The 25,745-nt window shown below is 41.1% G+C and carries 23 protein-coding genes and 1 pseudogene; 21 read left to right on the forward strand and 3 right to left on the reverse strand.

The window, feature by feature from the left end; all coding sequences use genetic code 11:
* Positions 1–485 precede the first annotated feature (485 nt).
* The 6 genes from NP781_RS08215 (at position 486) to NP781_RS08240 (ending at position 7,386) form a co-directional block, all read left to right on the forward strand.
* Positions 486–2,219, forward strand: coding sequence for an ABC transporter ATP-binding protein (locus NP781_RS08215; protein ID WP_257521975.1), 1,734 nt, complete (start codon positions 486–488; stop codon positions 2,217–2,219).
* Positions 2,216–4,027 (forward strand): ABC transporter ATP-binding protein, encoded by a 1,812-nt coding sequence (locus tag NP781_RS08220; protein WP_257521976.1) that lies wholly within the window; start codon positions 2,216–2,218, stop codon positions 4,025–4,027. Before NP781_RS08215 ends, NP781_RS08220 begins: the two co-directional genes overlap by 4 nt.
* A gap of 41 nt (positions 4,028–4,068) precedes the next feature.
* The gene (locus NP781_RS08225) at positions 4,069–4,488 is read left to right on the forward strand and encodes a DUF1801 domain-containing protein (RefSeq protein WP_004228761.1); all 420 of its coding nucleotides are present in this window, start codon (positions 4,069–4,071) and stop codon (positions 4,486–4,488) included.
* Positions 4,489–4,742: 254 nt separating this feature from the next.
* Positions 4,743–5,726 carry an alpha/beta hydrolase gene (locus tag NP781_RS08230; RefSeq protein ID WP_257521977.1) on the forward strand — a complete coding sequence of 328 codons (984 nt, stop codon included), beginning with the start codon at positions 4,743–4,745 and terminating at the stop codon, positions 5,724–5,726.
* A gap of 2 nt (positions 5,727–5,728) precedes the next feature.
* Entirely contained in the window at positions 5,729–6,400 is a 672-nt protein-coding gene (locus NP781_RS08235; RefSeq protein WP_004228754.1) for a response regulator transcription factor, read from the forward strand.
* Positions 6,397–7,386, forward strand: coding sequence for a sensor histidine kinase (locus tag NP781_RS08240; protein ID WP_257521978.1), 990 nt, complete (start codon positions 6,397–6,399; stop codon positions 7,384–7,386). Before NP781_RS08235 ends, NP781_RS08240 begins: the two co-directional genes overlap by 4 nt.
* A gap of 34 nt (positions 7,387–7,420) precedes the next feature.
* Here NP781_RS08240 and NP781_RS08245 read toward each other — a convergent pair whose 3' ends face one another.
* Both NP781_RS08245 and NP781_RS08250 read right to left on the reverse strand, forming a co-directional pair.
* Positions 7,421–8,290, reverse strand: coding sequence for a DMT family transporter (locus NP781_RS08245; RefSeq protein WP_221683100.1), 870 nt, complete (start codon positions 8,288–8,290; stop codon positions 7,421–7,423).
* A gap of 109 nt (positions 8,291–8,399) precedes the next feature.
* Complete coding sequence (locus tag NP781_RS08250) at positions 8,400–9,257, reverse strand: LysR family transcriptional regulator (RefSeq protein WP_221683099.1); 858 nt, start codon at positions 9,255–9,257, stop codon at positions 8,400–8,402.
* 136 nt (positions 9,258–9,393) lie between these two features.
* Here NP781_RS08250 and NP781_RS08255 point away from each other — a divergent pair, with 136 nt between their 5' ends.
* The 14 genes and pseudogenes from NP781_RS08255 to NP781_RS08320 all read left to right on the forward strand — a co-directional run bounded on the left by NP781_RS08255 (position 9,394) and on the right by NP781_RS08320 (position 22,286).
* A complete protein-coding gene (locus NP781_RS08255) occupies positions 9,394–10,602 on the forward strand; it encodes an MFS transporter (RefSeq protein WP_257521979.1) in 1,209 nt (402 codons plus the stop codon).
* A gap of 29 nt (positions 10,603–10,631) precedes the next feature.
* A complete protein-coding gene (locus NP781_RS08260) occupies positions 10,632–11,012 on the forward strand; it encodes an SRPBCC domain-containing protein (protein WP_257521980.1) in 381 nt (126 codons plus the stop codon).
* Between the two features lie 112 nt (positions 11,013–11,124).
* The gene (locus tag NP781_RS08265; protein WP_257521981.1) at positions 11,125–11,841 is read left to right on the forward strand and encodes a toast rack family protein; all 717 of its coding nucleotides are present in this window, start codon (positions 11,125–11,127) and stop codon (positions 11,839–11,841) included.
* Positions 11,842–11,959: 118 nt separating this feature from the next.
* Positions 11,960–12,511 (forward strand): sigma-70 family RNA polymerase sigma factor, encoded by a 552-nt coding sequence (locus NP781_RS08270; protein WP_131519938.1) that lies wholly within the window; start codon positions 11,960–11,962, stop codon positions 12,509–12,511.
* On the forward strand, positions 12,486–13,550 hold the full coding sequence (locus NP781_RS08275) for a DUF4179 domain-containing protein (protein ID WP_257521982.1): 1,065 nt from the start codon (positions 12,486–12,488) through the stop codon (positions 13,548–13,550). Before NP781_RS08270 ends, NP781_RS08275 begins: the two co-directional genes overlap by 26 nt.
* Positions 13,551–13,634: 84 nt before the next feature.
* Positions 13,635–14,159, forward strand: coding sequence for a tubby C-terminal domain-like protein (locus NP781_RS08280; protein ID WP_257521983.1), 525 nt, complete (start codon positions 13,635–13,637; stop codon positions 14,157–14,159).
* A complete protein-coding gene (locus tag NP781_RS08285; RefSeq protein WP_257521984.1) occupies positions 14,160–14,417 on the forward strand; it encodes an alpha/beta hydrolase in 258 nt (85 codons plus the stop codon).
* A gap of 503 nt (positions 14,418–14,920) precedes the next feature.
* Positions 14,921–15,406, forward strand: a complete 486-nt coding sequence (locus NP781_RS08290; protein ID WP_257521985.1) for a hypothetical protein — start codon at positions 14,921–14,923, stop codon at positions 15,404–15,406.
* Between the two features lie 464 nt (positions 15,407–15,870).
* Positions 15,871–16,763: pseudogene (locus NP781_RS08295) on the forward strand (DoxX-like family protein).
* Between the two features lie 5 nt (positions 16,764–16,768).
* Positions 16,769–17,380, forward strand: a complete 612-nt coding sequence (locus NP781_RS08300) for a DUF4166 domain-containing protein (protein ID WP_257521986.1) — start codon at positions 16,769–16,771, stop codon at positions 17,378–17,380.
* Positions 17,349–18,905, forward strand: coding sequence for a YndJ family protein (locus NP781_RS08305; RefSeq protein ID WP_257521987.1), 1,557 nt, complete (start codon positions 17,349–17,351; stop codon positions 18,903–18,905). Before NP781_RS08300 ends, NP781_RS08305 begins: the two co-directional genes overlap by 32 nt.
* Positions 18,906–18,967: 62 nt before the next feature.
* Positions 18,968–19,411, forward strand: coding sequence for a hypothetical protein (locus NP781_RS08310; protein ID WP_221683088.1), 444 nt, complete (start codon positions 18,968–18,970; stop codon positions 19,409–19,411).
* 162 nt (positions 19,412–19,573) lie between these two features.
* Entirely contained in the window at positions 19,574–21,256 is a 1,683-nt protein-coding gene (locus NP781_RS08315) for a methyl-accepting chemotaxis protein (RefSeq protein WP_257521988.1), read from the forward strand.
* A gap of 70 nt (positions 21,257–21,326) precedes the next feature.
* Entirely contained in the window at positions 21,327–22,286 is a 960-nt protein-coding gene (locus tag NP781_RS08320) for a hypothetical protein (protein WP_257521989.1), read from the forward strand.
* A 75-nt stretch (positions 22,287–22,361) separates the two neighbouring features.
* Here the strand turns inward: NP781_RS08320 and NP781_RS08325 are convergent.
* Positions 22,362–23,935 (reverse strand): IS3 family transposase gene (locus NP781_RS08325; RefSeq protein ID WP_257521339.1). Its coding sequence is split into 2 segments (ribosomal slippage): positions 22,362–23,293 and positions 23,293–23,935, totalling 1,575 coding nucleotides; the frame shifts between segments, so codons are not numbered across the junction.
* Between the two features lie 238 nt (positions 23,936–24,173).
* Here NP781_RS08325 and NP781_RS08330 point away from each other — a divergent pair.
* Entirely contained in the window at positions 24,174–25,715 is a 1,542-nt protein-coding gene (locus NP781_RS08330) for a right-handed parallel beta-helix repeat-containing protein (protein WP_257521990.1), read from the forward strand.
* Positions 25,716–25,745: the final 30 nt, after the last annotated feature.

Below are 25,745 nucleotides of genomic sequence, written 5' to 3' on the forward strand. Positions count from 1 at the left end.
AATCCTTGCTCTGGGTGGTTCCTTACTTAATTAACAGGATGACGCTGAATCTAAAGTAGCTGGCTGTTGCTTGTAAGGGAAATGCCCGCTCTGAAAGGTGAGGAAGTCGCTCCTAAGCAGGGAAAAGCCGCTCCAAAGTATATGGAAACCGCTCTTAAGCAGGGGAACCCCGCTCCAAAGTGGAAGAAAGTCGCTCCTAAGCAGGGGAACCCCGCTCCAAAGTGGAAGAAAGCCGCTCCTAAGCAGGGAAAAGCCGCTCCAAAATGTGAGGAAGCCGCTCCTAAGCAGGGAAAAGCCGCTCCAAAATGTGAGAACCCCGCTCAATAAAAGAGTCACCCCCTCCAAAAGCCGCTTCTTCTCACAAATCTCCCCCCAACCAGTCCAGTCCAGAATATTACGAGACCCGAAAAATTATTTATCAAATGGGAATGATTTTCAGTTATAATGAGGAACGAATGGGATTTAAATAGAACGGAGACGAATGTATGCAGGCAGTTAAACAATTAGGGCAATATTTGGGGCCTTATAAATTTTTCACGCTGATTGCACCGCTATTGATGGTGCTGGAGGTGACGATGGATTTAATTCAGCCGACCATCATGCAGCATATGATTGATACGGGGATTGCCAATGGAGATAATGGATACGTATTGACTATGTTTGTGTGGATGCTTGGCAGTGCAGTGCTCGGGCTTATTGGTGGGGTTGGTTGCTCGTATTATAGCTCGAAGGCGGCGATTCATTTTGCCTCGGATATTCGACAGGCTCTTTATGAGAAGATGATGACTTACTCAGCCAAGGAGCGAGATGCTTTTACAACGGGGAAGCTGATTACGATTTTAACGAGTGATGTGGAAAGTATTCAGCGTGCCTTTATGATGACGCTGCGTATTTTTGTGCGTGGACCTTTGCTCTTTATCGGCGCAGTGATTATTGTGTTTGTCACAGCACGTGAGCTTTTTTCCATATTGCTCATTATCGTCCCATTATTGGTTATAGCGATGTACTTTTTTACGAGGTATTCGGGTGTATTGTATCGTCGTGTTCAGGAGGCCATTGATGCCGTCAATACGAAGCTACAGGAAAATTTGGCGGGTATTCGTGTAGTTAAAGCCTTTCGCCGTGAAACACAGCAGGTAGCACAGTTTGGAGAATTAAATGAGGCGTTGACGAAACGTTTTATTACAGCTGAGCAAATTGTCGGCGTGCTTGTACCCTTTACGATGTTTGTTGTCAATCTAGGGATTGTAGCCGCGCTTTGGCTTGGAGCCATTAAGGTAGACGCGGGTACGCTGCAAGTGGGCGTTATTCTTGCATTTATCAACTATTTAACGATTATTTTAAATGGACTGATGTCCTCTAGTATGGTGCTGATGCAAATCGCGCGAGCCTTGCCTTCAGGAGAACGCATTGTGGACGTGTTAAACAAAGAGATTGCTGTTAAGGAAGCGGAACATACGCTGACAGATCCAATAAAAGGGGCCATTGACTTTGATCAGGTGAGCTATCGTTACTATGAAACAGCTGAGGATGTCCTCAAAAAGATTTCATTTTCGGTAAAACCAGGGCAAACGGTCGGTATTATTGGGAAAACAGGTAGTGGTAAATCGACGCTGGTGAAGCTATTACCTCGCTTAGTTGATCCCTCTGGTGGCGAAATCCGCATAGACGGAAAACCGCTAACATCCTACTCACTCGCAACCCTACGTGAGCATATCGGATTTACCTCACAGAAAGCATTATTGTTTTCTGGGCCGATTGAAAAAAATATTCGTCTCGGTAAGGATGATGCCACAGCAGAGGACATACAGCAGGCATTAGAGGCCGCCTGTGCCAGTGAATTTGTAGAGCGACTTGATAAGGGCTTAGCGCATGAATTGTCACAGGGTGCTACGAATCTTTCAGGTGGACAGAAGCAGCGCCTTGCATTAAGTCGTGCGTTGATTCGAAAGCCTGCCATTTTGGTGCTGGATGATACAACGTCAGCGCTCGATAGTGCATCGGAACAACATGTGCAACGAGCTATTGCCACCTATTATCAAGACACTACGACATTCATCGTAGCGTCGAAAATTGCCTCCATTCAGCAGGCAGATGTTATTTTGGTACTAGAGGATGGCGACATTGTTGGGCAAGGAACCCATCAGCAGCTTCTACAATCAAATGCGCATTATCAAGCAATTTATGCGTCACAGCAAAAGGCTGGTGAACAAGGATGAGTCAAGGTCAATCAAAGCAAATGAATTTTGGACGTGGACCGCGTATGGGGGGACCAGCTGAGAAGGCGAAAAATCAAAGGGAGACATTGTCGCGTGTATGGCACTATGTTAAGCAACAAAAAGTAGGGCTGTTTTTCTCTATCTTTTTTGTCATAGCCTCGACCTTTTTAAGCCTTGCAGGTCCCTATATGATCGGACATATTATTGATGATTACATTATGAAAAAAGATATTAATGGAACGATTCGTTTAGGTATTGTGTTAGCTGTTATTTTTACAGTGGCATCTATTCTGACATGGCTGCAAACCTATGTCATGATTCATGTGGCGATGAAAACCATTCGGACTTTGCGATTGGAACTATTTCAAAAGCTTCAGACGCTGACATTACGTTTCTTTGATCAGCGGGCCCTTGGGGATCTAATGAGCCGTGTGACCAACGATATTGATAATTTAAATACCGCACTTGCGCAAAGTGTTACGCAAATCGTGTCGTCCATTTTAACTGTAATTGGTGTCAGTATCGCCATGTTTACATTAAGCTGGCCATTGGCAATCGTGACATTGATTATTATTCCGCTGATCGTTTTCACAACCAAGCAAATCATTAAACGCAGCAGTAAAAATTATGCTGCACGGCAACGGGATCTTGGGAAGCTGAACGGCTATATTGAGGAAATGATTACAGGTTCGGAGGTACTTACGCTTTTTGGTAAGGAACAGCAAACGATTGATACGTTCCATCAGCAAAACGAAAATCTACGAAACTCCGCCCAACGAGCAGAAATTACCTCTGGCTTACTAGGTCCGATTAATAACTTTATGAATAATTTAGGCCTTGCTGTCGTCATCGGAACAGGTGCCTTTATAGCAGTGAAGAGTATTGTTACAGTGGGGATTATTGCCGCCTTTGTGACCTATACTCGGCAATTTTTCCGTCCGCTTAATCAGCTATCTAATCTATTAAACACCTTCCAATCTGCTATTGCTGGGGCAGAGCGTGTTTTTGAGATACTAGATGAACCCTCTGAGGTAGCCGATAAGCCTAATGCCATCAAGACGGCATCGCTTAAGGGGGATGTTGTTTTTAAGCAAGTATCATTTAGCTATGAGTCAAATAAGCCTGTGTTAAAAAACATTGACTTCCATGCCAAGGCAGGGGAGACATTTGCTCTAGTTGGCCCAACAGGCTCAGGCAAAACAACGATTATCAATTTATTAACACGTTTTTATGACGTCGATCAAGGTGAGATTTTGATTGATGGGCATAATATCGAGCACTATCAGATGGAGACGATTCGCCAAAGAGTTGGTGTGGTTTTACAGGACACCTATTTGTTCTCGGGAACGATTCGTGACAATATTCGCTTTGGTAAGCTAGATGCAACAGATGAAGAGGTTGTGGAAGCGGCAAAAATTGCGAATGCCCATCATTTTATTAAATATTTACCAGCTCAATACGAAACGCCCGTACAGGCAGGGGGAGCCAATTTAAGTCAGGGGCAGCGTCAGCTTATTGCGATCGCGCGTGCGATATTAGAGAATGCAGATATTTTAATTTTGGATGAAGCGACATCAAGCGTGGATACCCAAACAGAGGTGGATATTCAAAAAGGCTTACAGCATTTAATGCAGGGACGCACAAGCTTTGTCATTGCCCATCGACTCAAAACAATCGAAAATGCCGATCAAATCCTCGTGATTCAGCAGGGAGAAATTGTCGAGCAGGGCAATCATCAAGAGCTGATGCAGCAGCAGGGGATCTATCGTCATCTTCAACACAAACTATTGTTAGAGCAGGTAGAATAGGGAATAATAAAGGGACATCTTCCGGAAGGCGAGGGATTGACATGTATGAATTAAAGACCAAAGAAACCGATGTAAGTGTCATTGAATTTATTGAAAGTGTAGACCATCCAAAAAAGCGAGAAGACGCCTATCGATTATTGGACATCTTTACAGAGGTCACAGGCTATGAAGCCAAAATGTGGGGACCGAGCATTATAGGCTTTGGTAAATATCATTACAAATATCAAACAGGCCATGAAGGGGATGCCCCACTAGCTGCCTATTCCCCTCGCAAAGCGAAAATTAGCTTATATTTTGCCCCAGGGGATGAACGGGAGCAACTATTACAACAATTTGGTAAACATACAACAGGAAAGGCCTGTGTTTATATTAATAAGCTTGCTGATGTGAATGAAGACATCTTAAAAGCCCTTATTCAACAAACCATCGATTTTTTACGAAAAACCTATCCAGATGCTTAATCAAGAGAGAGGCTGGGACATAACTTGATTATATTGAAAAACAATAAAAATGAATATTAACTTTTCCACTTCAAGCAGTTAAATATGCCTTCCTAAATCAAAAAAATGTTAGACCAATTATATCTTGGTCTAACATTTTTTCTTTTTGTCCCAGCCTCGTTTTGTATGAAACTTATCTATTTTCTCCAAAAGTTTAGTAGAAATTTATTTTTACCGTGTATCCTTGCAAGTATCAACGAAAAGAGGAGATACGTATGAAAAAGAAAGCAAAGAAAATAATTGTCTATATGGGGGCATTGATTGTGCTCGGAATGGTGATCGTTTGTATATATCACTATAGCTTAATACAGAAGGAGTCAGCTATTTTACAACCTAACGGCACATTAAACAATGTAGATGGACAAAACATCCATGTTTATCAGGAGGGGGCTGGCGAGGATACCTATGTTTTTATGGCTGGCTCAGGTATCGCAGCGCCCGTATATGAGCTAAAAGGGCTGTATCGTAAGTTTTCACAGCATCATCAAATTGCGGTAGTGGATCGAGCTGGCTATGGCTATAGCGACGTAGCCCATGATGATAGAGGAATCGATACTATTGTAGCGCGAACACGACAGGCACTTCTGCAAAGTGGGCTTGAACCGCCCTATATTCTTGTGCCACATTCCATTTCTGGACTAGAGGCCATTTACTGGGCGCAAAAATACCCAGAGGAAGTAAAGAGCATCATCGCTCTGGACATTGGCTTACCTAGTCAATATGTAAAGCATAAAATGGGGTCGGTCGATCGTTGGATGGTAAGGGGAATGCATCTCGCTACTAAGCTGGGCTTACATCGACTTATGCCATCTCAGGTCTATAATCCGCAAATATTGAACATGTCCTTTTTAACAGCACAGGAAAAGGAAATCTATCAGGCATTGTCCTTTAAGCAATTTTTTAATGAGGATATGCAAAATGAGCTGTTACAGGTCTACGAAAATAGTTTACAATCAGAACAGCTCAAAAAGCCGCAAGACACGCCTATCTTACTGATTGATGCGATTGCGGAAGAAAATAAACATTCGAAATATACGAAGCAAAACCGACAGGATTATGCCGACTTTGCAAAGCAATTCACTAATGCACAGGTGAAGGAGGTCAGTGGGACACATAGTATTTATCTCTATCAGCCAGATGCAATCTATCAACTGGCAATGGAATTTATGAAAACAACGGGTGATGAGAAAGGTCGATAAGTATGAAAGGATTTAGAATCTTAATTATAGAAGACGATCACATGATTGGTGATCTACTGCAAAAAATAGTGAAGCGTGAGGGCTATGAGGCAATCTGGAAAACAGATGGCAAGGATATGATGGCGCTGATTCAGCAGGTGGATTTAGTCATAATGGATATTATGCTGCCAGGAGAGGATGGCTATCAATTAAGCAAAAATATTAAACGATTAGGCTTAAATATTCCAATCATTTTTCTATCAGCACGTAATGATATTGAAAGTAAGCTAGAGGGGTTGATGGTCGGAGAGGATTACCTGACAAAGCCATTTGATCCGCGAGAGCTGTTGCTAAGAATGCAAAAAATGCTAGCACAACAGTATGGTACATTTACGCAAATTCAGCATTTATTGATCGATGGGGAGCGCCGTCAAGTATTTCATCGTAGTATCCATGATGAAATCGCCCTGACAGCAATCGAGCGAAAAATTTTCTTTTATTTATTTGACAATCGAGACAGAGTGTTAACAAAGGAACACTTTTTCGATTATCTTTGGCCGCTCGATGAACGCAATCATAATATTTTGAATGTCCATATTAAAAAAATTCGAACAAAGCTACAGGACCCAGCAGGCACTATTGTGCAAAATATTTATGGAGAAGGGTATCGTTTAAATACCTATAATAAAAAATGACATTAAAAACAAAATACCGTACTTTATTATTTGTAGCCATTGGGAGTGTGCCGGTTGTACTATTAGGCATTAGTGTGGCCATGTCAATTTTGTATGACAAGGCCTTTAAAATGAAAAATGAGGGTATTCCGTTTCATGAGTCCTATGCCTATCCTGTGATGCTGATTGCGTTTGTGCTAGCTTTAGGAATGCTCGCATGGCTATTTTCCACATCGATTCATTCTTTACTATCCAAAATTACACTACTTAATAAAACAATACGAGAACTAGCGAGTAATGAGCGAATACCTGACACGTTAACGATAAAAAGTGAGGATGAAATCGGGCAGCTTAGCCAATCTGTCAATCTCTTAATTGAGCGTACAACTTACCGAGAATTAGAGCTTGCCCAGCAGCAGGAGCTTCAAAAAGAGCTGCTACAAAAGTTGCGACATGACATCCATACGCCGTTAACGGCTATCCGCTTGCAGCTGTTTTATCTAGAGGATCAGCTACAGGGGCAGCCCAAATTGGTGGAATCCTTACATGCACAAATTCAATATATCACGAATTTAACAAATGCATTTCAGTTACAGTCCTTTGATACGAGTGAACAGTCCTATGTCATGCAGGAGGAGGTTCAACTTGTTCCATTGTTCCAAATGATGATAAAGAAATGGCAGTATCTATATCGCATGCAGAATATTACGCTGCATTTTCAGCATGATGATTTACAAGCAACTTGGCTTAGCAATGAATTGTGGCTACAGCGTTTATTCGATAATGTCTTTCAAAATACATTAAAGCATGCCCAAGCATCCAAGCTAGAGGTGACGATTAAGGACGGGGAAGTTGTCATGTGTGATGATGGTATTGGCTTTACACCTGAGAATGAGCATGGCGGACTTGGACTTAAAATCATTCAGGATATTGCTAAAACACTAAACATCGAAGCTTCCTTACAATCAAACAAGAATGGCACGACCTTCTACTTTACACACCAATAAAAAACAACGGCAGCCTTTGCCGTTGTTTTTTCTTTTACACTGATTTTCGTTGCTGTAGTAAGAACAGGGCAAGTCCTAGTAAAATGACCAAAATACCGATCCCCTGTTGAACGGAAATTATCTCATCTAAAATAAAATAAGCTAATATACAGGTGCCGATTGTTTCGCCTAAAATACTCATGGAAATTACCGTTGTACTTAACCATTTCAACAGCCAATTAAAAATGGTTTGTCCGAAAATCGTTGCAATGACAGCCAGCCCTACAAGGGACCACCAGGTGGAGGCTGAATAATCGAAAAACGATTCTTTCATAAAGAGGGCATAAACGGCTAAAAAGATCGAGCTACTGCCATAGCCGATAATGGAATAGGGAATGAGCGATAAATCCTTGCGCACTGATTGCCCAATAAAAAAGTAGGCTGTAATAATACCTGCCGCAATAAAGGCAAGAATATCGCCATAAAGGGCTTGTCCACTAATCTGGAAATCTTGCCAGCCAATAATGAAGCAGCCGATGATCGCTACGAAGCAGCCCAAAATCGCTCCTTTTGAAAATCGCTCTTTAAATAAAAAATAGCTGCCTACTAAAGAGAATAGTGGCTGTAGAGTCACAATGACGGTTGAACTAGCCACAGAGGTGTAGTTTAATGATTCAAACCATAACACATAATGACAGGACAAAAATAAGCCTGATAAAATGCCAAGTCCCCACTGCTTTTTCGATAGGCTAGCAAGCTCCTGCCGCAAGTCCTTCTTTGCCAATAAAAATGGAAGAAGCACTAGCATCGCAAAAAATAGTCGATAAAAGGCCGTAATCGCTGGTGGTGCATCAGCTAGCTTAACAAAGATTGCTGAGGTAGATAATGCAAATACTGCAAAAAATAACGAGATGTAATAAAACATGATGTACTCCTAAGAATTTACAAGATTAATAATGACAAACCTATTATAGTGTAGTCCGTGTGAATAATATAGGGTTTTTAGAATATTAGCACAAAATAGGTTTATTGAGCTAATTCTGCTCAAGCAAGGATTCAATGACCTGTTTTAATTGCAGGATGAAGGGCTGCTTACTGTCATCTTTTTTATAGATATAAACTGTTTCGATCGCATTGTGAAGCCCGTCTAAATCATAAAAATGCAGGTCAGGACAAGGATAAAGTGCTAGTAATTTGGTATTTAATACAGCCAATGTGTGCTCGATTTCAAGAAAATCTAAAATACTACTAACCGATTTAATCTCCTTCATCGTAAAAGGTACCTGCTTGTCAGTGAGCCATTGTGCTAATGCATGGGTATACATGCAGCCCTTACTTAACACAAGCAATGTGACAGGTGTTCGTTGTTCAAAGTCGATGATAGGAGCGGTGCTTGAGATAACTTCAAATGTCTCTGTGGCTAGTACATCATAGTGTAGATCGCTATAATGCTTGATTGGATTACTTGTTAATGCGCAATCTATTTCCGCCAGATGAACTTTGTGATTTAAGGCTGTACTTGATTCCACAGTGAAATCAACATCTATCGGACTTCGACTAGTTTGCAGTGCGTTCATGATGGATGGACCATAAATTTTAATGGTTGTATGAGATGTACCAACCAAAATACTCGTTTGTGCAGGGCCGATGGTATGTAAAAAGTCTTCATACTGCTCGGCAACTTTCTTTAAAAACTGTAAATAATGTTGACCTACCTCTGTCAGCTTTAAGCCTTGGGGTGTTCGTTTAAAGACGTCCTGCCCAATTTCACGCTCCATTTTTTTCACCTTTGCTGTTAAGGCAGATTGTGTATAATTGGTGATTTCAGCCGATTTACTCAAGTTTTGCCTCTCTAAAAGCTCCATTTTTAAGGCAATTTCTTCAATGTTCATGTTGTTCCTCACATACCTATAGATTTTTTTAATAGCCGCTATCATTTTCCTCCATTTTACGTACGCTAGCTGTCCACGTACACTCTAGATAATGAAAAGGTAGACTGCAAAAGCAGTAACCTGATGGAGGGTTATTATGCATACATATTATCGATGGGTCATTTTGCTTGTGGCTACACTTTCGCAGACAGCCGCAACCTTTGTGACCTACGGAATGGGGCCAGTTGCCTCTTTTTATCAAATGGAGTGGCACTTAACGTCCTTCCAAACAGGGCTAATTGTTTCAGCCGTCAATATTGGGCCAATTTTCTCCATGCTGCTATTCGGCTATCTCATGGATAAGAAGGGAGAAAAGCAGATTATTGGATGGGGCTCGATATTACTGGGCCTGTCAGCCTTATTGCTAATACCCGTGAATCATTATACGACATTGCTTCTCGTATTAATAGTTGTGGGGATATGGTATGGCAGTGCGCAAACAGGTGGCAGTACTGCTATTGTGAAATGGTTTCCTAATAAGCATCGAGGACTGGCTATAGGGATTCGCCAAACAGGTATTCCAATTGGTGGTGCATTGGCTTCCACTGTGTTGACCTATTTGTATCAACATCATCATCTTTCCTCTGTCCATTTAGCACAGGGCTTGATGGCGGTTGGTGGGGGACTATTATTTTTATTGCTTTACAAAGAGCCAAAACAGCATGACACCGCTACGGCACCTCTCATTCCTTTTAAAGAGAAAATGCGTGCTATTCGGCACAATCGAGCGCTCTATCCTTTATTTTTTGTGGGCATGGTCATGATGTCCCTCCAAATGATTATTATTGCTCACTTTATGAGCTATTTACATCATGAAGGTGGGTATACATTAACCGAGGCAGGGCGCTATTTAAGTCTGATTTTACTTGGTGGGATGCTTGGCAGAATTGTACTTGCTTGGATGAGTGATCATTATTTCGCTCAAAAACGAGAGCCTTTATTAGTGCTCGTCATGGTCGCTACATTTCTGATGGTTGGCTGTTTGCCCTTTGTCATACATAGTAAGGGCCTCATGATTATTTTTTGCAGTGTATTTGGGTTTTTAGCGCTTGGCTGGTATTCCATATATATCACCTGTGTCACGGAACAATCCGATTCGCAAGCAGTAGGACTGACAGTTAGTGCAGCGTTAACGATTAATCAGTTCTTTATTGTTTTGGCACCAACAGTTTATGGATTATTGGTTGCTGTTTTTTCCAGCTATCAGCTCGCTTTGGATGTCATCGCTGTGATGGTCATACTGGGGGCATTTCACTTATACAGAACATCCCAAAGTAGTATAACTCCTGAAAGTTCGGTAAAATAATGGAAAAGAGGAAATGGAGGTTGCTGCGAATGACCAGTTCGATTTGGATTGAGGCAAAGATTGATAAAGTATGGCAAGCGATTACAGAGGAGCAATCCCTCTCCCGATGGTACGCACCAGGCTCCACATGGGACATTCCTATTCTAGCAGCTGGAGAAAAAATGACATTTACTTTAATGCCAAACGCACATAATCAGCTTTCTGAAAAACTGCCGATGGAGCTAACGATTCAGCAAGTGAAGAAAAATGAGGAATTTTCCTTCTATCTAGAAGTTCCTGAAACATTAATTGCTATTACGCTAGCCGAACAGGGTAATGGCACTACGGTGAGCTTTAATTCGTCAGGCTATGATGCCTCTCTTGCGAATTTAAAGGCATTGCTGGAGGGGCATGACATTCCTTATCAGTAAGCCTCTCTACGTCTTAGGTCTTAGATGAAATTCAAGCGTAGGGTCGTATTTTAATTTCCCTTCTCCTATATAATGAAATTATTGGTAGATTATACGGCGGGAGGAAATAATAGTGAAAAAATTAGTTGGTTTAGGTGTCGTGATGGGCACGTCAGCATTGGTATTATCGGGGTGCTTTTCCTTTATTCCAAATAAAATGCGAGAGGAAGCCATTTTGGTGGAAAAGGATAAAGCGAAAGCATTAGAGGTAGACATTGATTTAGGTGTTGGCGAAATGAATGTATCTAGTGGTGCAAAGGAATGGGTTGAGGGCAACGCAGAATATAATGTAAAAAAGCTAGCCCCTCAGGTTGACTATGCTGTACATGGTGATACAGGAGAAGTGGAAATCAAGCATAAGGGCTCCACAAAGCTAGGGCTCTCGAATATTAAAAACACGTGGGCGATTCAACTAAACGACAGCATCCCAATGGATCTGACTGTAGAAACGGGTGCCTCTCTTGCCAACCTCGATTTACAGGGTCTTCAGCTGGAAAAACTCGATATTGAAGCGGGTGTCGGTGATCTAACGGTTAATCTAGGTGGCGACTGGAAAAAGAGCTTTACAACAACTATTGAAACAGGTGTCGGTCAAACAACAGTTATTTTACCTTCAAAGGTTGGCGTGAAACTAACGACGGAAAAAGGCATTGGCTCGTCTAATGTGGAGGGTCTTATGTCAAAAGGGAATGGTGTCTATGTCAACGAAGCTTACGACAAGGCGGATGTCGTGCTAGAGGTCAATTCGGAATTGGGCATCGGGGAAATTACCTTTAAGTTAGATCGATAGAAAATGGAGTAGGCTACTTTCATTGAAGTAGTCTCTTTTTGTATGGCCAAAAAATAAATAAAAGTGAAACCTTTTGCTTGGATAAAAGACTCTAAGTATGGAAGGAGGGGAAACAAGCATGGAACATGATTTATCTATCGTTAAACAAGCGATTGCGGGGCAGAAGGAAGCCTTTGAACAGCTACTTGTGCTAGAGGAAGAAAAACTATATTACACGGCGTTATCGTATGTTGGTCAAAAAGAGGATGCGCTAGATGCTATTCAAGAAGCGGCATGTAAAGCCTATTTAACCGTTCATCAACTAAAAAATCCAGCATTTTTCTCGACATGGCTGTTCCGCATTTTAATTCATGAATGCTATCGTTTGCTGAAAAAGGGCAAGAAAATGATTCCCTATGAGGAGAGGGAATTATTAGAGCGGTTGCATGATCAGGAGCAGGTCATAGGGAATCCTATTGATTTAGCAGAAGCTATCCAACAATTAAACCATTCCCAGCAGATGGCGCTCCTTTTATTTTATTATCACGATTTACCTATTAAAGAAATTTCAGACATGATGAAAAAGCCTGAGAACACCATCAAAACCTATTTGCATCGTGGTAAAAAACAGCTAAAACGACAATTAGAAAGGAGTGCAATGTTCAATGAAAAAGTCAGTGACCCTACCTGAATTTCCACGGGATGAGGTACGAGCAGCGATTGCACAAGGTATTCAACAAGCACAAGGTAAACCAATTCAAATGAAAAGAAGAAGCAAGCGTAAACCATTCGTATTTATTGCCAGTACTGTTGCCGTTTTTAGTTTAACCATTGGCACAGCCTATGTATCACCAACATTTGCGAGCACATTGTCCAAGCTACCAATTATCGGTTCCGTATTCAATGACTCAGGCTTGCCTGGGCTAAAACAAGCCAGTGAACAGGGACTAACCAAAGCTGTTGGCGAAACACAAACCATCAATGGGATTTCGGTCACAGTAGATGAGGTGCTTTATGATGATTCTCGAATAACGGTTGGGGTAACGATGCAATCTGAGCAGGAATTGAGTGAACTATATTTTGGAGCAGGTTTGGAATTTACCATTAATGGCGCCCAACCAACTGTCAGCTCAGGTAGCTATTCTGAACAGAGGTTAAGTCCTACGGTTCGGACAGGTATTGCGACGTTTGATGTCAAACAGGTTGAGGAAATGCCAGATTTCTTTCAATTGGGCTTAATATTAGCAGGCGAAAAGGGAGAAAAATGGACGTTTTCGACCCCGATTGAAAAGATTACAGAGATTGTCCATGTTCCTGTGAATCATCGACAGGAGGTTGAAGGCATTGAGCTTGATATATCCAACATCTCCTTCAGTCCATCGGGGATCTCCCTTGACTATGAAGCAAAGATGAATGGAATCCTCGATAACCCACCAGCATCTATAGAATTTTTCATAACAGATGGGCAAGGCAGGGAGATCGCCTCTCATTCGGGCGGTGGAAAAGCGCAATTTGATGATGGGGTGTGGATATTAAGCAGTACGAAAGCCTTTGATCCAATAGCACAACACGTTGGAAAATTAACCATTACGCCTTATGTTGCTATTCCAACAGGGGGTGGGAGCGTTCAAATAGATGCTGATGGCAAAGAAACACATCTTCCATTCAATCCATCAGCCTATAAAGAAGTGAACTTCCAACCATTTACAGTAGAAGTACCCGTACAATAATAGGGGCGTCAAATACATCCTTTGTATTTGGCGCTTATTTTATGGTAGCTTTAAGAAAGCAATTGTTTTAAAGGAGCGAATAGATTGAAGACCTATACATACAAGCAACCAGCAGCCATCGAGTCAACAGAGACCGTTACTATTTTAAATGAAGCGGGGGAGGTATCGTCCACTGTTCAACGCGTGTATTCCAATGCTCTAAAAAAAGCATTTGACCGCACAATGGACTATCGTTATTTTGTTCGCTTTGATGTCAATGATCGCAACGGTCAACAACTTTTTACGTGTAAAAAAGTATCCCGTCGCGGACGTGTGCATTTTCGTGGTAAGGATTTGGTGACAGGGAAAGACTATATGATTGCCTACGATGGCTGGCAAATCATGATTCCTGATTTAGTCATTACCGATGGCGAACAGCAGATCAAGCTCAACAAGGAAATGGAGGGCTGGTCTGTTTTTACTGTGAATGAGCAGCCCATCGCCCGCTGGCAAGCGACTTTCTGTGAGACGCATTTTTATATTACACTAGAAATTGAAGACAGTAGTCCCATCCAGGAGGAAGCCTTTTTTATTGCGATCGGACAGGCTGTGCTGTTTGTTGGGGCTTAAATGAAGTTAGATGAGGGGCTTGATGATGTGCTAAACATACTACCAGCAAAAGAAATTTATTTACAGGGAAATGAGCATGCCCTATTACTTTTACATTCTTTTACGAGGCATACAAGAGATATGAAGAAAGTAGCCACTGCACTACATAACCAAGGCTATACTTGCTATGCGCCCTTATATCGCGGGCATGGGACTCACCCCGAACAGTTATTACACTATCAGGTAGACGACTGGTGGCAGGATGTAGTTAATGATTGAAGCCTATCAGAGGATTTCGGTCAGTGGGTTATCCAACGAAGGCATTTTTACTATAAAGCTTGCCCAAGTTCGATAAACTATTACAAATCATTGTCAGTATCAATAGATAAGTAGCTAGAGCAATTTAGGAAAAAATAGGTGCACCCAATCGTTAGGGAAAATCTAATGACGAGGTGCACTTTTTATATAGTAAGTTTCATACTAAATTAAAGAATCTTTTGTTTTTGTTTCTCCAGTTGGATTCTTTCGTATTCCACCTCTAATTCTCTGTGTTTAATCAAATACTCTTTTTTTTTTGATACACTTTAATCACACTGAAAATCGCAATAACAAAAGCAAATACAAGCATTAATAATTGTATATTTGAGAAATACAAAAAAACACCTCACTTTCTTTATATATTATACATTTATCTGGATTATATGTATAATAAAGATAATGTTACATTATCCATTAATGTAATATTTTACCATAAACAAATTAAAACAAGGAGGTTCATTGTGATGAAGAAGCTTCAATTTTTTATTTGCAGTTTGATTGTTACGTTGATTGTTGCTACAATTTTTCCGAATTTTGCGAATGCTGATGAATATGGACGTAAAGAAAGTGTTTTAGCCGAATCCATCTACTATAACTTGGCTACACAAACATTAGAGTTTGATGAAGAAGCAGCTCAGAAATTATATCATTTCACAGATGAAGAATTAAATTATTACGAATCTCTTGAATCACTATCTCCTAATGAGGTTCATCATAAACTTTTAACCTTTGGGCTAGACATGGACAATTATGAAGGCACAATTATTTATAAAGAAAATGAAGATGGAGAAGTAACACCATATGCTGTTATAGCATGGCTTGCAGGAATTGGTTTGGTTTCTTTCATAGGCTATTTCTTCTGGGACCGATACTTGACACATAAAGAAAAAATGAATTATATGAACAAATGCTTTGCACAGGAGGCAATCCAATCATTGACTCCGAGATGATGCTGGTGTAAATGGACAAACCAATGCGACAGAGGCTAGAAAAATCGGCGGCTATAATTTTGCTTGTCAAAAACCATAACATTTTATGAAAGGACCCTTCAAAAGCTTAATTTTGAACACGAAAGACAACAGCCCTTCTATTAAATAGAGGGGCTGTTGTTATTTAAATTTCTAGCTTTGTCCGCTCCTCCCATAACCTCTAGAGAGTGAATGAGTGTAGTACATAAAGGCATGCTCATGATGCCTAATGTGAAGAAGACATAGGACATGGGTATACCATCATCAATAAAGCCTCGTATTCTCGTTAAAACTAATAGTACTAACGATACCATTAGACTCAAGTCATCATTTCGATTCAAGTTTTTTATTTTTATTGAGAAACGTAATTTGCATACCCATTTAATAGAAGGTTATCAATTTACTGCTATAATGATAGTGGCTTCATCAAAAAAAGGAGTGAGTTTATGAGCAGAAAACCTATTTATGTCGAGATAGACATTCAGGCTCCTATAGAGAAAGCATGGGATTATACACAAAATCCTCAGCTGCATGAACAATGGGATTTACGTTTTACATCCATTACATATAGTCCGAAAAAAGCACCTGAAGAGCCACAGCGTTTTACCTATGAAACGAAGGTCATGCCAGGCTTACAGGTAAGCGGCTGGGGAGAAAGCAAGGGGAGCATCATAAAGAAAATGGCACGCGAACATCCTCACTGCATTTTGGTACGCCTCAAAAGCGCTCACCCATAGCGGAGGGAAAGGGCTATTGGCAATATATCCCGTATCAACAGGGGCTGACATTTCTGACCCAATATGATTATGACACACGCTACGGCAAGCTTGGCGTATTCTTTGATTTATTTTTTCGTCCATTAATGGGGTGGGCGACGGCACTCAGCTTTGATGTTTTAAAAAGATGGCTAGAAAAAGGAGAAAATCCTGCCGCACAGTATAGACGATTCTTTTTAACGATGCTCATGCGTCTATTCTTTTGCTTTGTCTGGTTCTATCATGGTCTTGTACCGAAGATTATCCATTTACATCCGCAGGAATTAAAGATGACGGCTTCATTCCTAAACCATGCAGATCAGCTAGTTATGTGGATAGGGGTTGCGGAAATTCTCTTTGCTTTATGTTGGCTTTACCCGCGAGGAAAACGCTGGCTCTTTGGCATGCAAATTATCATTTTTCCGCTCTTGACGATAGCTGCTATTGTTGCGGACCCGACAAGTATACAAGCACCCTTTAATCCACTTACCTTTAATAGCGCTTTATGGGTGTTGTCAATTGTCGGATTTAGCTTAAGTAAGGATGTACCAAGTGCTAAAAGTTGCAAAAGAAAGCGAGGATAACAAGGATGACGATCTATCAAACAATATTAGGGGATGATTTTGCGAGACTTCATCCGATGCTACAGCAGCGTTATGCGTTACCAATAGATGAACCATTTTTTGCTCAGGGCGTGATGCATCAAATAAAATCTGGTGCTAAATGGATGCGTCCCTTCTATACACTGGCTGCGAAAACGCGATTTTTGTTCCCAGAGTCAGGGGAGGATATCCCCTTTACCATTTCGAATACATGCAGAGCCCTGCCAAGTGGAGAACTAGAGGTGCTATGGGAGCGTACCTTTTATTTCCCGCAGAAAACCAGGCATTTTGATGCAAGGATGACCCTTGATCCAATCCAAAAAATTGTGAAAGATTATTTAGGCATACCCGCGCTTTTTTATTCCGATTTGCACTTTACGGTGACACGAGAGGGGACATTAGTCATTCGGTCAGGTAAGCAGCGCTTTGTCCTCTCGCGTTTCGAATGCCCGATGCCTCGACTGTTAGAGGGTCGAGTCCTTGTAGAGGAAGGCTTTGATGAATCGAAAAATGTCTTTACCATTCATGTCTCCATCCATAATCCATTCATAGGGAGGCTCATGATGTATGCTGGTGAATTTACGCAACAATCGAAGTAATTTTATTTTTTTACTAGGGATTTTGTTCACGGTGATTTGCTTTGTGCTTAGTGGACAACCCAATTACTTATGGTTACTAACAGTTGCTCAACTGATTTTCGTTCCCACCATGGTTTCAATGGTTGTCGATGTTACAAAAGCGGGCAAAGCCATCATTATTGGGATGATGCTAGCCGTTACACTGCTGCATTGGTCAACGGATGGCTTATTGGCTAATGTTTTGGCAGGCATGTATTTACTGTATACCTTCTATATTGCCATACAAGGCGTGAAAAGATTTTTACAACGAGGCTTTACGAATATTGCGGAGTTTGCTATCGACATGGGGCTTTTCTACCTAGCTCTTGGTGGTTTGTGGTTTTTCGCCTATGTCGCCAACATGGATACGGGTTTTTCACCATTAATAACGTGGTTAACAGCGATTCACTTTCATTATTCAGCTTGTTTATTACCCATTTCCGTAGGACTTTTAGTTCGATTACATGATAGTAATGGGTATCGTGTCATGGTGATGATATTGCTAGCAGGACCAATCCTTGTTGCGATAGGTATTGCCTTTTCCGTTCTCATCGAAATCATTGCCGTTGCTCTTTATATTTTCGCCATTTACGGCTTGTTTTTCGTAGCGCTCAAAACAAAGCTTCCTTTTGGACAGGGGCTATTGCTGAGGATTTCCTATGGAGCGCTCTGTCTGACAATTCTTGGGTCTTGTCTGTATGTTTACAGTCGTGTCAGCGGAAACGTTTCCATCGGCATTCCAGAAATGCTTCAATTCCATGGTGTGATCAATGGTGTTTTCTTTGGGGCTTTAGGGGTCATCGCCTGGCTAATGGCTGTCCCCCCAACAACACAGCGTCCGTTTGAGTTCCCTGTAAGCCAAATTCGCGGAAAGCTACATCACGAGAATATACCACACCCTGGCTTGGTCGATGCCTTACAGGACTTTGTCGATACAGCAAAGCTACCGCCTGTCATTCCACATTTTTATGAGCATACAACGACCTATCGTCTGTTTTCGACGGTGCAATGGAAGACTTGGTTTCGACCTTTTGCCTTTCTGTATCAAGGCATGGGGCGTTTTCTCCAACAGCTCAATTTACCCTTTTCCAGTAAGCAAATTGAAATGACGGGTAGCATTGTTCAGGTTGATTCTGCACAAGATAGCCGTCCGTCTCCACGTGCATGGATTCGGACAATTCAACAGCAAACCGTTTTTGTCGCGATTTATTCGAAGCACACAAGCGACGAAACGACCTATATGAATATAGCCTTACCACTCCCGTTCTCAACAATGGTTGGCATTTTGTATGCCTATGAAGAAAATGGTCAGCTACACCTAACAAGTCGCCATGATGGAGATGCAGGAATTTATTTGGCGATAGGAAAAAATGTAATGAGGCTACCCTTACAGGAGCATTTTCAAATTTCTGCGGTAGATGACAAGACATTGTCAGCACGCCATCAGATGACGTTATTTGGTATTCCCTTTTTACAAATTGATTATCACATTAAAAGAAATGCATAGATTGGCAGGAAATGCCTCATCCGAACGAGAAGGTCCTATATAGAGGCAAATAACAAGGAGTGATGGATGGCTTGCGTTTAACAAAAGGAATTTCTGGTTTCGATGCAGCGCATTTAATTGAGCAGGACATGCGCATGTTTCAGTCGATGGTGTACCATTTAGTGACAAGCGAACAACGAGCGAAGGTACGGCAATTTATCGATCAAACGCCCTTTGTCTATATGCAGGCATTGATTGAAATCGATGGAGAAACACTGACGATTCTTCATCATCGTTTGATGCCGTACATCGCCTTTGCCAAGCAGGAGGAGAGTAGCTTTACCTTTTTATCCAAGCCTCACCTGCATAAATATTTTCCTATGCGAAAATGCTTGGAAGCGGAGACACTTACAACATTACTAATAAAGGATGAGGCGTTACATAGTCTATCTACTACAGAATGGAAATACGTCTCTTATTTTAATAGCCAAACCATTGGCGATGTAATGTTTAATGGCTGGGATTAAGAATAGTGCTAAAGGCGTAAGATAAAAGATGCTATAAAAAACATTATATTGACCAAGTTATTTCTGGAAATATAGAAAAAATTCCTAAAACCGCTAATCGCCCTTATTAAATGGTAGATTTTTAATGATGGAATAGATTAGGAAAATAAGGGGTTTTTGCAAATGAAGTTCAAAACAATTAGTAGACGCATTGTTTTTTCCTTTAGCATTGTGATTGCAATCGTGATGGGATACATTGTTTACAATTACTTTGCCATCAAGCAAAGCAATGATGCGACAGAGCAAATTGTACAGCAAGAATTACAACTATTAATCATCGATTACGAGCAGGCACAGTCCATTGATTTAAGAATAGCGGCAGCTAGAGGCTATGTGCTTTCTGGTAGAGAAAAGTATAAAGAGATATTTCAGGATAATGTTGCAAAGGAACTAAGCAACGAAGAAAAACGATCAGCATTATCTTCCTCAGGCGAATTCGGACAATTTGCGGAGATGTCTAAAGAATGGAACCGTTATATTGAACAAGAGGTATTTGCGGTATATGACCAAGGGAACACCAATCTGGCTACTCAAAACCTCACAAAAATGGATGACACAGCCACGTCTATTCGTGAAGGCTACGAAGGCTTAGCTGAGCAACGAAAACTAGCCATTAATGAAGTAGGGAAAGACAGTGTTGCCGCTGGGGAACAGAAACAGCGAATTGCCATTATCGTAGGTGTGGTGATTGTTCTTCTAGCAGTGATAATTGAGCTATTAAGTGCTCGTGGTATTTCAAGACCCATTATTACATTAACAGAACGTATGCAACGAATGACGAAGGGGGATTTAAGCGAGCCCCCTTTACCTATTCAATCAAAGGATGAAGTGGGCCAGTTGATGGAAGCGACCAACACAATGGCAGATATTTTAAATCGACTCTTGAAACATATTCAAACAGTGTCGGATGAGGTAGCGGCTCATAGTGAGGAGCTTTTGCAGTCAACCACAGAGGTAAAAACAGGTACAGAACAAGTTGCCCATACTGTAACAGAAATCGCCAGCGGTACAGAACGACAGGCAAACCATGCAGCAGATGTCGCTTCCTCCATAAACGACTTTGCTGTCAAAGTAACGACTATTCATGACGGCAGTAAAGACGTTCAACTATATTCGCAGGAAGTCAAAGCTTTAACAGAAGAAGGTAGAGATGCAATGACCTCTTCCACAAAGCAAATGGAAGCGATTCAGCAGATGGTAAAGAACGCGGTGGATCAGGTAACTGGTTTCAGTAAACAAACACAAGAAATTTCTAAGCTTGTAGCGGTCATTCAAAATATTGCGGCACAGACAAATTTATTAGCACTGAACGCAGCGATTGAAGCAGCCCGAGCTGGGGAACAAGGAAAGGGCTTTGCGGTGGTAGCCGACGAGGTTCGCACATTAGCCGAGCAGGTGGCCTTCTCCGTTGATGATATTACAGCCATTGTAGGAGCCATTCAGGATGATTCGAGGACAGTGACCTCCTCATTAGAGCAAGGCTATGGGGAAGTAGAAAAAGGCACAGCGCAAATTGCCACGACCAATACAACATTCTATCGTATTGCAGATGCGATAGATGCCATTGCAGCAAGCATTGATGGGATGTCATCAGATTTGCACGGGGTAGTTCACTATACTGTTACGATTCACCAATCTGTCGATGATATTGCGGCTGTCTCTGAACAGTCAGCGGCAGGCATTCAGGAAACATCGGCGACCATTGAACAGGCTGCAAGCTCTATGGAGGAAATTAAACATAGTGCCGAGCATTTAGCAGAAATGGCCGAACAATTAAATGGCCTCATTCGTCGATTCAAACTATAGAAAATTGTGCTTGATTTCAAACTTCCTCACATTTCATCTGTATACTAAGGCATTGGAAGGTGGAATCATTTTGAGAAAATATTTACTTTTATTATTGATGAGTACTTTATTCATGGCACCCGTTGCCTACGCCCATACGATGGATAAAAGTACACTATTCACGGATGTCCCTGAAACAGCCGCCAATATTCAAGACATTATGGTACTACACAGTATTGGGCTTCTTGGGTACAATGGCAAAGATATGGCCTTAAACCCAACAGACAATCTCTCACGCAAGGACTTTGCAGGCTGGGTAGGTGGCTTTTTCGGCCTTGACGGAGCAACAGTGGATGAGCTAGCACAAGCAGCTCAAAAAGAGGATTACGTGTCTTCTCTAGAGGGAGATATTACGTACAAGGAAATAAATACAGCACTTTTTCATCATAAACTTGAGCTAACCAATCCTGACGCAACCATGTCGAAAGAAGAATACATTGCATTCTTAACAGAGCACCTTACATTTGATATGGGCGGACATACGCTTATTCAAATGGGCGGCTTTGCAGAAGGACCAACGGGTACGATTGAAGACGTTGTCACAGGTGACCAAACAGGAATCATCATCGACGGTAAAACATACATGCTGTCAGGACACCCTCGCATCTTTGCCGATTCAACAGATGCCAAAAGCTGGGTAGGGCAACAGCTAGAACGTTCTATTTTTACAACAGCAGCGGATCACCATCATGGTCATGACGGTGGGCAAGAGGAAAGCCACGGGGATCATGCAGAAGGCCATGGCGATAGCCACGAACATGAAACATCCGCCTCGAATGAAGCAACACTACAATATGTACAAATTAGCACTGCACAAGTGGTGAAAGAGGATGCCAAAGAAATGGAGTCTTCGAACGCTACACCAAGAGAAGAGCAACAAGCAGCCGCAGCAGATGACACAACATCCAACTCAAACACAGTATGGATGATCGCCATCCTAGCAGCACTAGCCGCTATTTTTGTTATTGTATTTGTGAAACGCAAGAAATAATGTAAATGAAATAAACCAGCAATGACCGGTGAACTGCACCCCGTCAAGTAGACAGTGGAAATAATAAAAAATGTATTAAGCGGCTTGAGTCCTGAATTCTAACGGACTCAAGCCGCTTAACCTTTTCTGATAACGATCGTAATTATAAAAATGAATATAATCATCAATCGCTAGTTTTAACTCTTCATATGAATCGTACTTATGTAAATAATATTTCTCACACTTCAATGTGCCCCAAAATGATTCAATTGGTCCGTTATCAATACATCGACCAATACGGGACATACTCTGTGTCATATTGGCAGTTTCCACAATTCGCTTAAATTCCTTTGATGTATATTGAAAACCTCGATCACTATGTATTAAGGGCTGTTCGCCTGATTGTAATGATTGAATAGCTAATTTTATTGTTTTGAAAACAAGGGAATTATTATTCGAATGACCTAACACATAACTCACAATTGAACCATCATATAAATCGATAATTGCACTTAAATAAGCTTTTTTCCCATTTCCATACTTAAACTCTGTGACATCTGTACACCATTTTTCATTGGGCTTTTTCGATGTAAATGCTCTATTTAATACGTTCTCCGCCACATGATGTGCTGGGGATTTACGATAAGGCTTGCGCTTTCTACGAATAACAGACTTCAATCCACTAATCTGCATTAAACGATAAATACGCTTTTCGTTAACCATCGTTTGATTATTTTCTTTTCGCTGACGATTGATTGTCAACGTTGTACGACGATAGCCGTAAATACCATCTACTTGTTGGTAAAGGAGATGAATGTCCTTTAAAATGGCTTCATTTTCAACTTCTCTGTTAGAAGGCTTGCGACTTAACCACTTATAGTAAGCTGCACGCGAAACATCAGCTATTTCACATAGTAAAAGAATCGAAAGTTCTTCCTCTCGATGTAAATCTTGAATCGCTAAATAGCGTTGCTGTAGACGTATTTGGCTTAACGATGCCTCCTTTCGATTTCCTCTAACTTTTTTAAAAATAAATTTTCTGCACGTAAACGTTCATTTTCACGTTCAATACGTTGAATCTCTAATTTCAATTTCTCCTCAACGGTTAATTCGACTTCATCTTTTGTGCGACCACGACGATCACGTAATCCCTCTTCACCATTCGTTTCAAATTTCTTCGTCCATTGATATACCTGTTGATACGAAACACCATAGGTATGCGCTGCCAACTGATAATTTTTCTGGTGCTTCAAACAGTACTCGACAATCTCAATACGTTCTTCAAAAGTTGTCTTTCTTCCTTCGGTCATAGCTTGACTCATTCCTTTACCTGAATCTTTTATTTCACTATGACTAGTATACTTTTTTACCCAGCTTTTTAAAACGGAGGTACTGCTAATCTCGTATTTCGCCAACACCTCCATCTGTGAATAATTTCGTTGAATGTAGTCCTCCACAGCCGCTAATTTTAACTCTTTTGAATAGAACTTACATGAAGTAGCTTCTTGTAATCCTTCACGTCCACCTGCCTCAAATTTCATTTTCCATCTATGAAAAGTTTGATGATCTATTGAAAACCTTTCACACAATTCATTGATAGAATAGTGACCTTCTTCGAACAATTGAAGGATATATAGTTTCAACTCGAGTGAATGTTTGCTTCGCCCCATAAAAAATACTCCTTAGATAAACAGATTTTATTTTTTCATCTGTCTACCTAATAGGGAGCATATCACGGGGGGATTCGGTTGTTGTTGGTTTTTTTGCATTTTTCCCCACTTTCATTAAACCGTCAAACATTCCAAATAAACGCCTGCATATTCCAGCAATTTTACACAAAATTGAATAAGCACAAGCATGTTCGGTATATAAATAGGGTACGAACATTTTTTGGTTAGGAGTGTGTAAATGGCTGTACTTGTGGTGAAGAGGAGTATTATGCATCGTTATCAAAGTATCGGGCAGGCGATTGAAGAGGCGGCGCCTGGGGATATGATTGAAATTCGGGATGGGATTTATGAGGAAAGCTTGGATATTGCCAAGCGGCTGACGTTGTATGGGGTTGGCAATGTGACCATCAAGGGTGGCGTATTTATTCGCTATCAAACACCTGTCGCGATGCGTAATTTACGGTTCCGGCAAGGGCAGGGGCTGTATGTGAAAGGCGATTTACAGCTTGAGAATTGTGTGATTGAGGAGCAATTGATTCGAACGCAGATGATGGTGAGCTATGGTAGTTTGCTGATGAAAAATTGTGCAGTGCTTGCAACGCCACTGAATCATTTTGGTTTGCGTGTGGCGAATGGCTCTAGTGTTATTCTAGTCGACACGACATTTGAGCATCATAGGAAGGCACAGATTATCGCTCAAAACTGTGAGCTAAGCCTGACGAATTGTATGCTGTTGGAAGGGAAGAAGCATGGTATTTTTGCGATTCGTCATGTCAAGCTGACAATGGAGGACTGTGAAATTCATGGGCATGACAAGGCACAAGTAATGGCTGCGTCAAGTGAGATGACGATGACCAATTGTTTAGTTCACCAAGGGCAAGGGGTAGGCATTCAATTGTTTGATAGCACGACTTTCAGGATGGATGGCTGTGAAATAAAAGAGCATCTTGATACGAATATGGTGGTTCATCGCAGTGAACTAATGGTATCTGATTCTATTTTTTCAGATGGTCAAAGTCATGGGCTGTATCTTGGAGAAAAAACCGAAGCCAAGTTCTATGATTGTCAAGTTTCTCGGCATGTCAAGGCACAGGTGTTGATTGAAAATAGCAAGGTGGAATTTCATACATGTCATGTTCGTAATGGCATGGCTGTCGGGCTTACCATTGTGGATGAGGCAAATGTTTCGATGAACCAATGTAAAATTCAAAACCATCAGCAATTTCATATTATTGTTGATGCTAGTGGATTAAAGCTACAGAAATCGATTATTCAATTTGGGCAATCAGGTGGTGTTTATGGTAATGAACATGCCAAAATTATGATGCATCATACAACGATTCGAGAGCTGCAAAGCCACCATATCTATATCAACAATGCCCGATTATTTACACACTATTGCACCTTTGAACAAATGGAAGGAAACGGAATCACGTGCATTGATGCAATTTTTGAGATAGCTAATAGCTATTTTAAAGATGATCAAGAAAGCCCTTATGCCATGATTTGGTCAGATCAATCAATGGGGCGTATTGAAAATTGTAGGGTGGATAAGGCGGCTAGACCATTTTTAGCGTTGTCCAATAAATCATTATTGGAAATGCGTCATACAGATATAGCTGCAGTAAAGGCTCCAGCGGTGGTCCAGGAAAACAGCCAATTATTTGTGCAAGGACATGTACAGTCAGCGACATGGCAGAAGGATACAGCATCAAAGGTTTCCCAAATTGAGGACATGAAAATAAAAATAGTGAAACATGATATTAAAAAAATAATATAAAAGCCGATTATACAAATAAGACAAGTAGTT

Source organism: Lysinibacillus sp. FN11, from assembly GCF_024628845.1.
GTDB lineage: Bacteria > Bacillota > Bacilli > Bacillales_A > Planococcaceae > Lysinibacillus > Lysinibacillus capsici.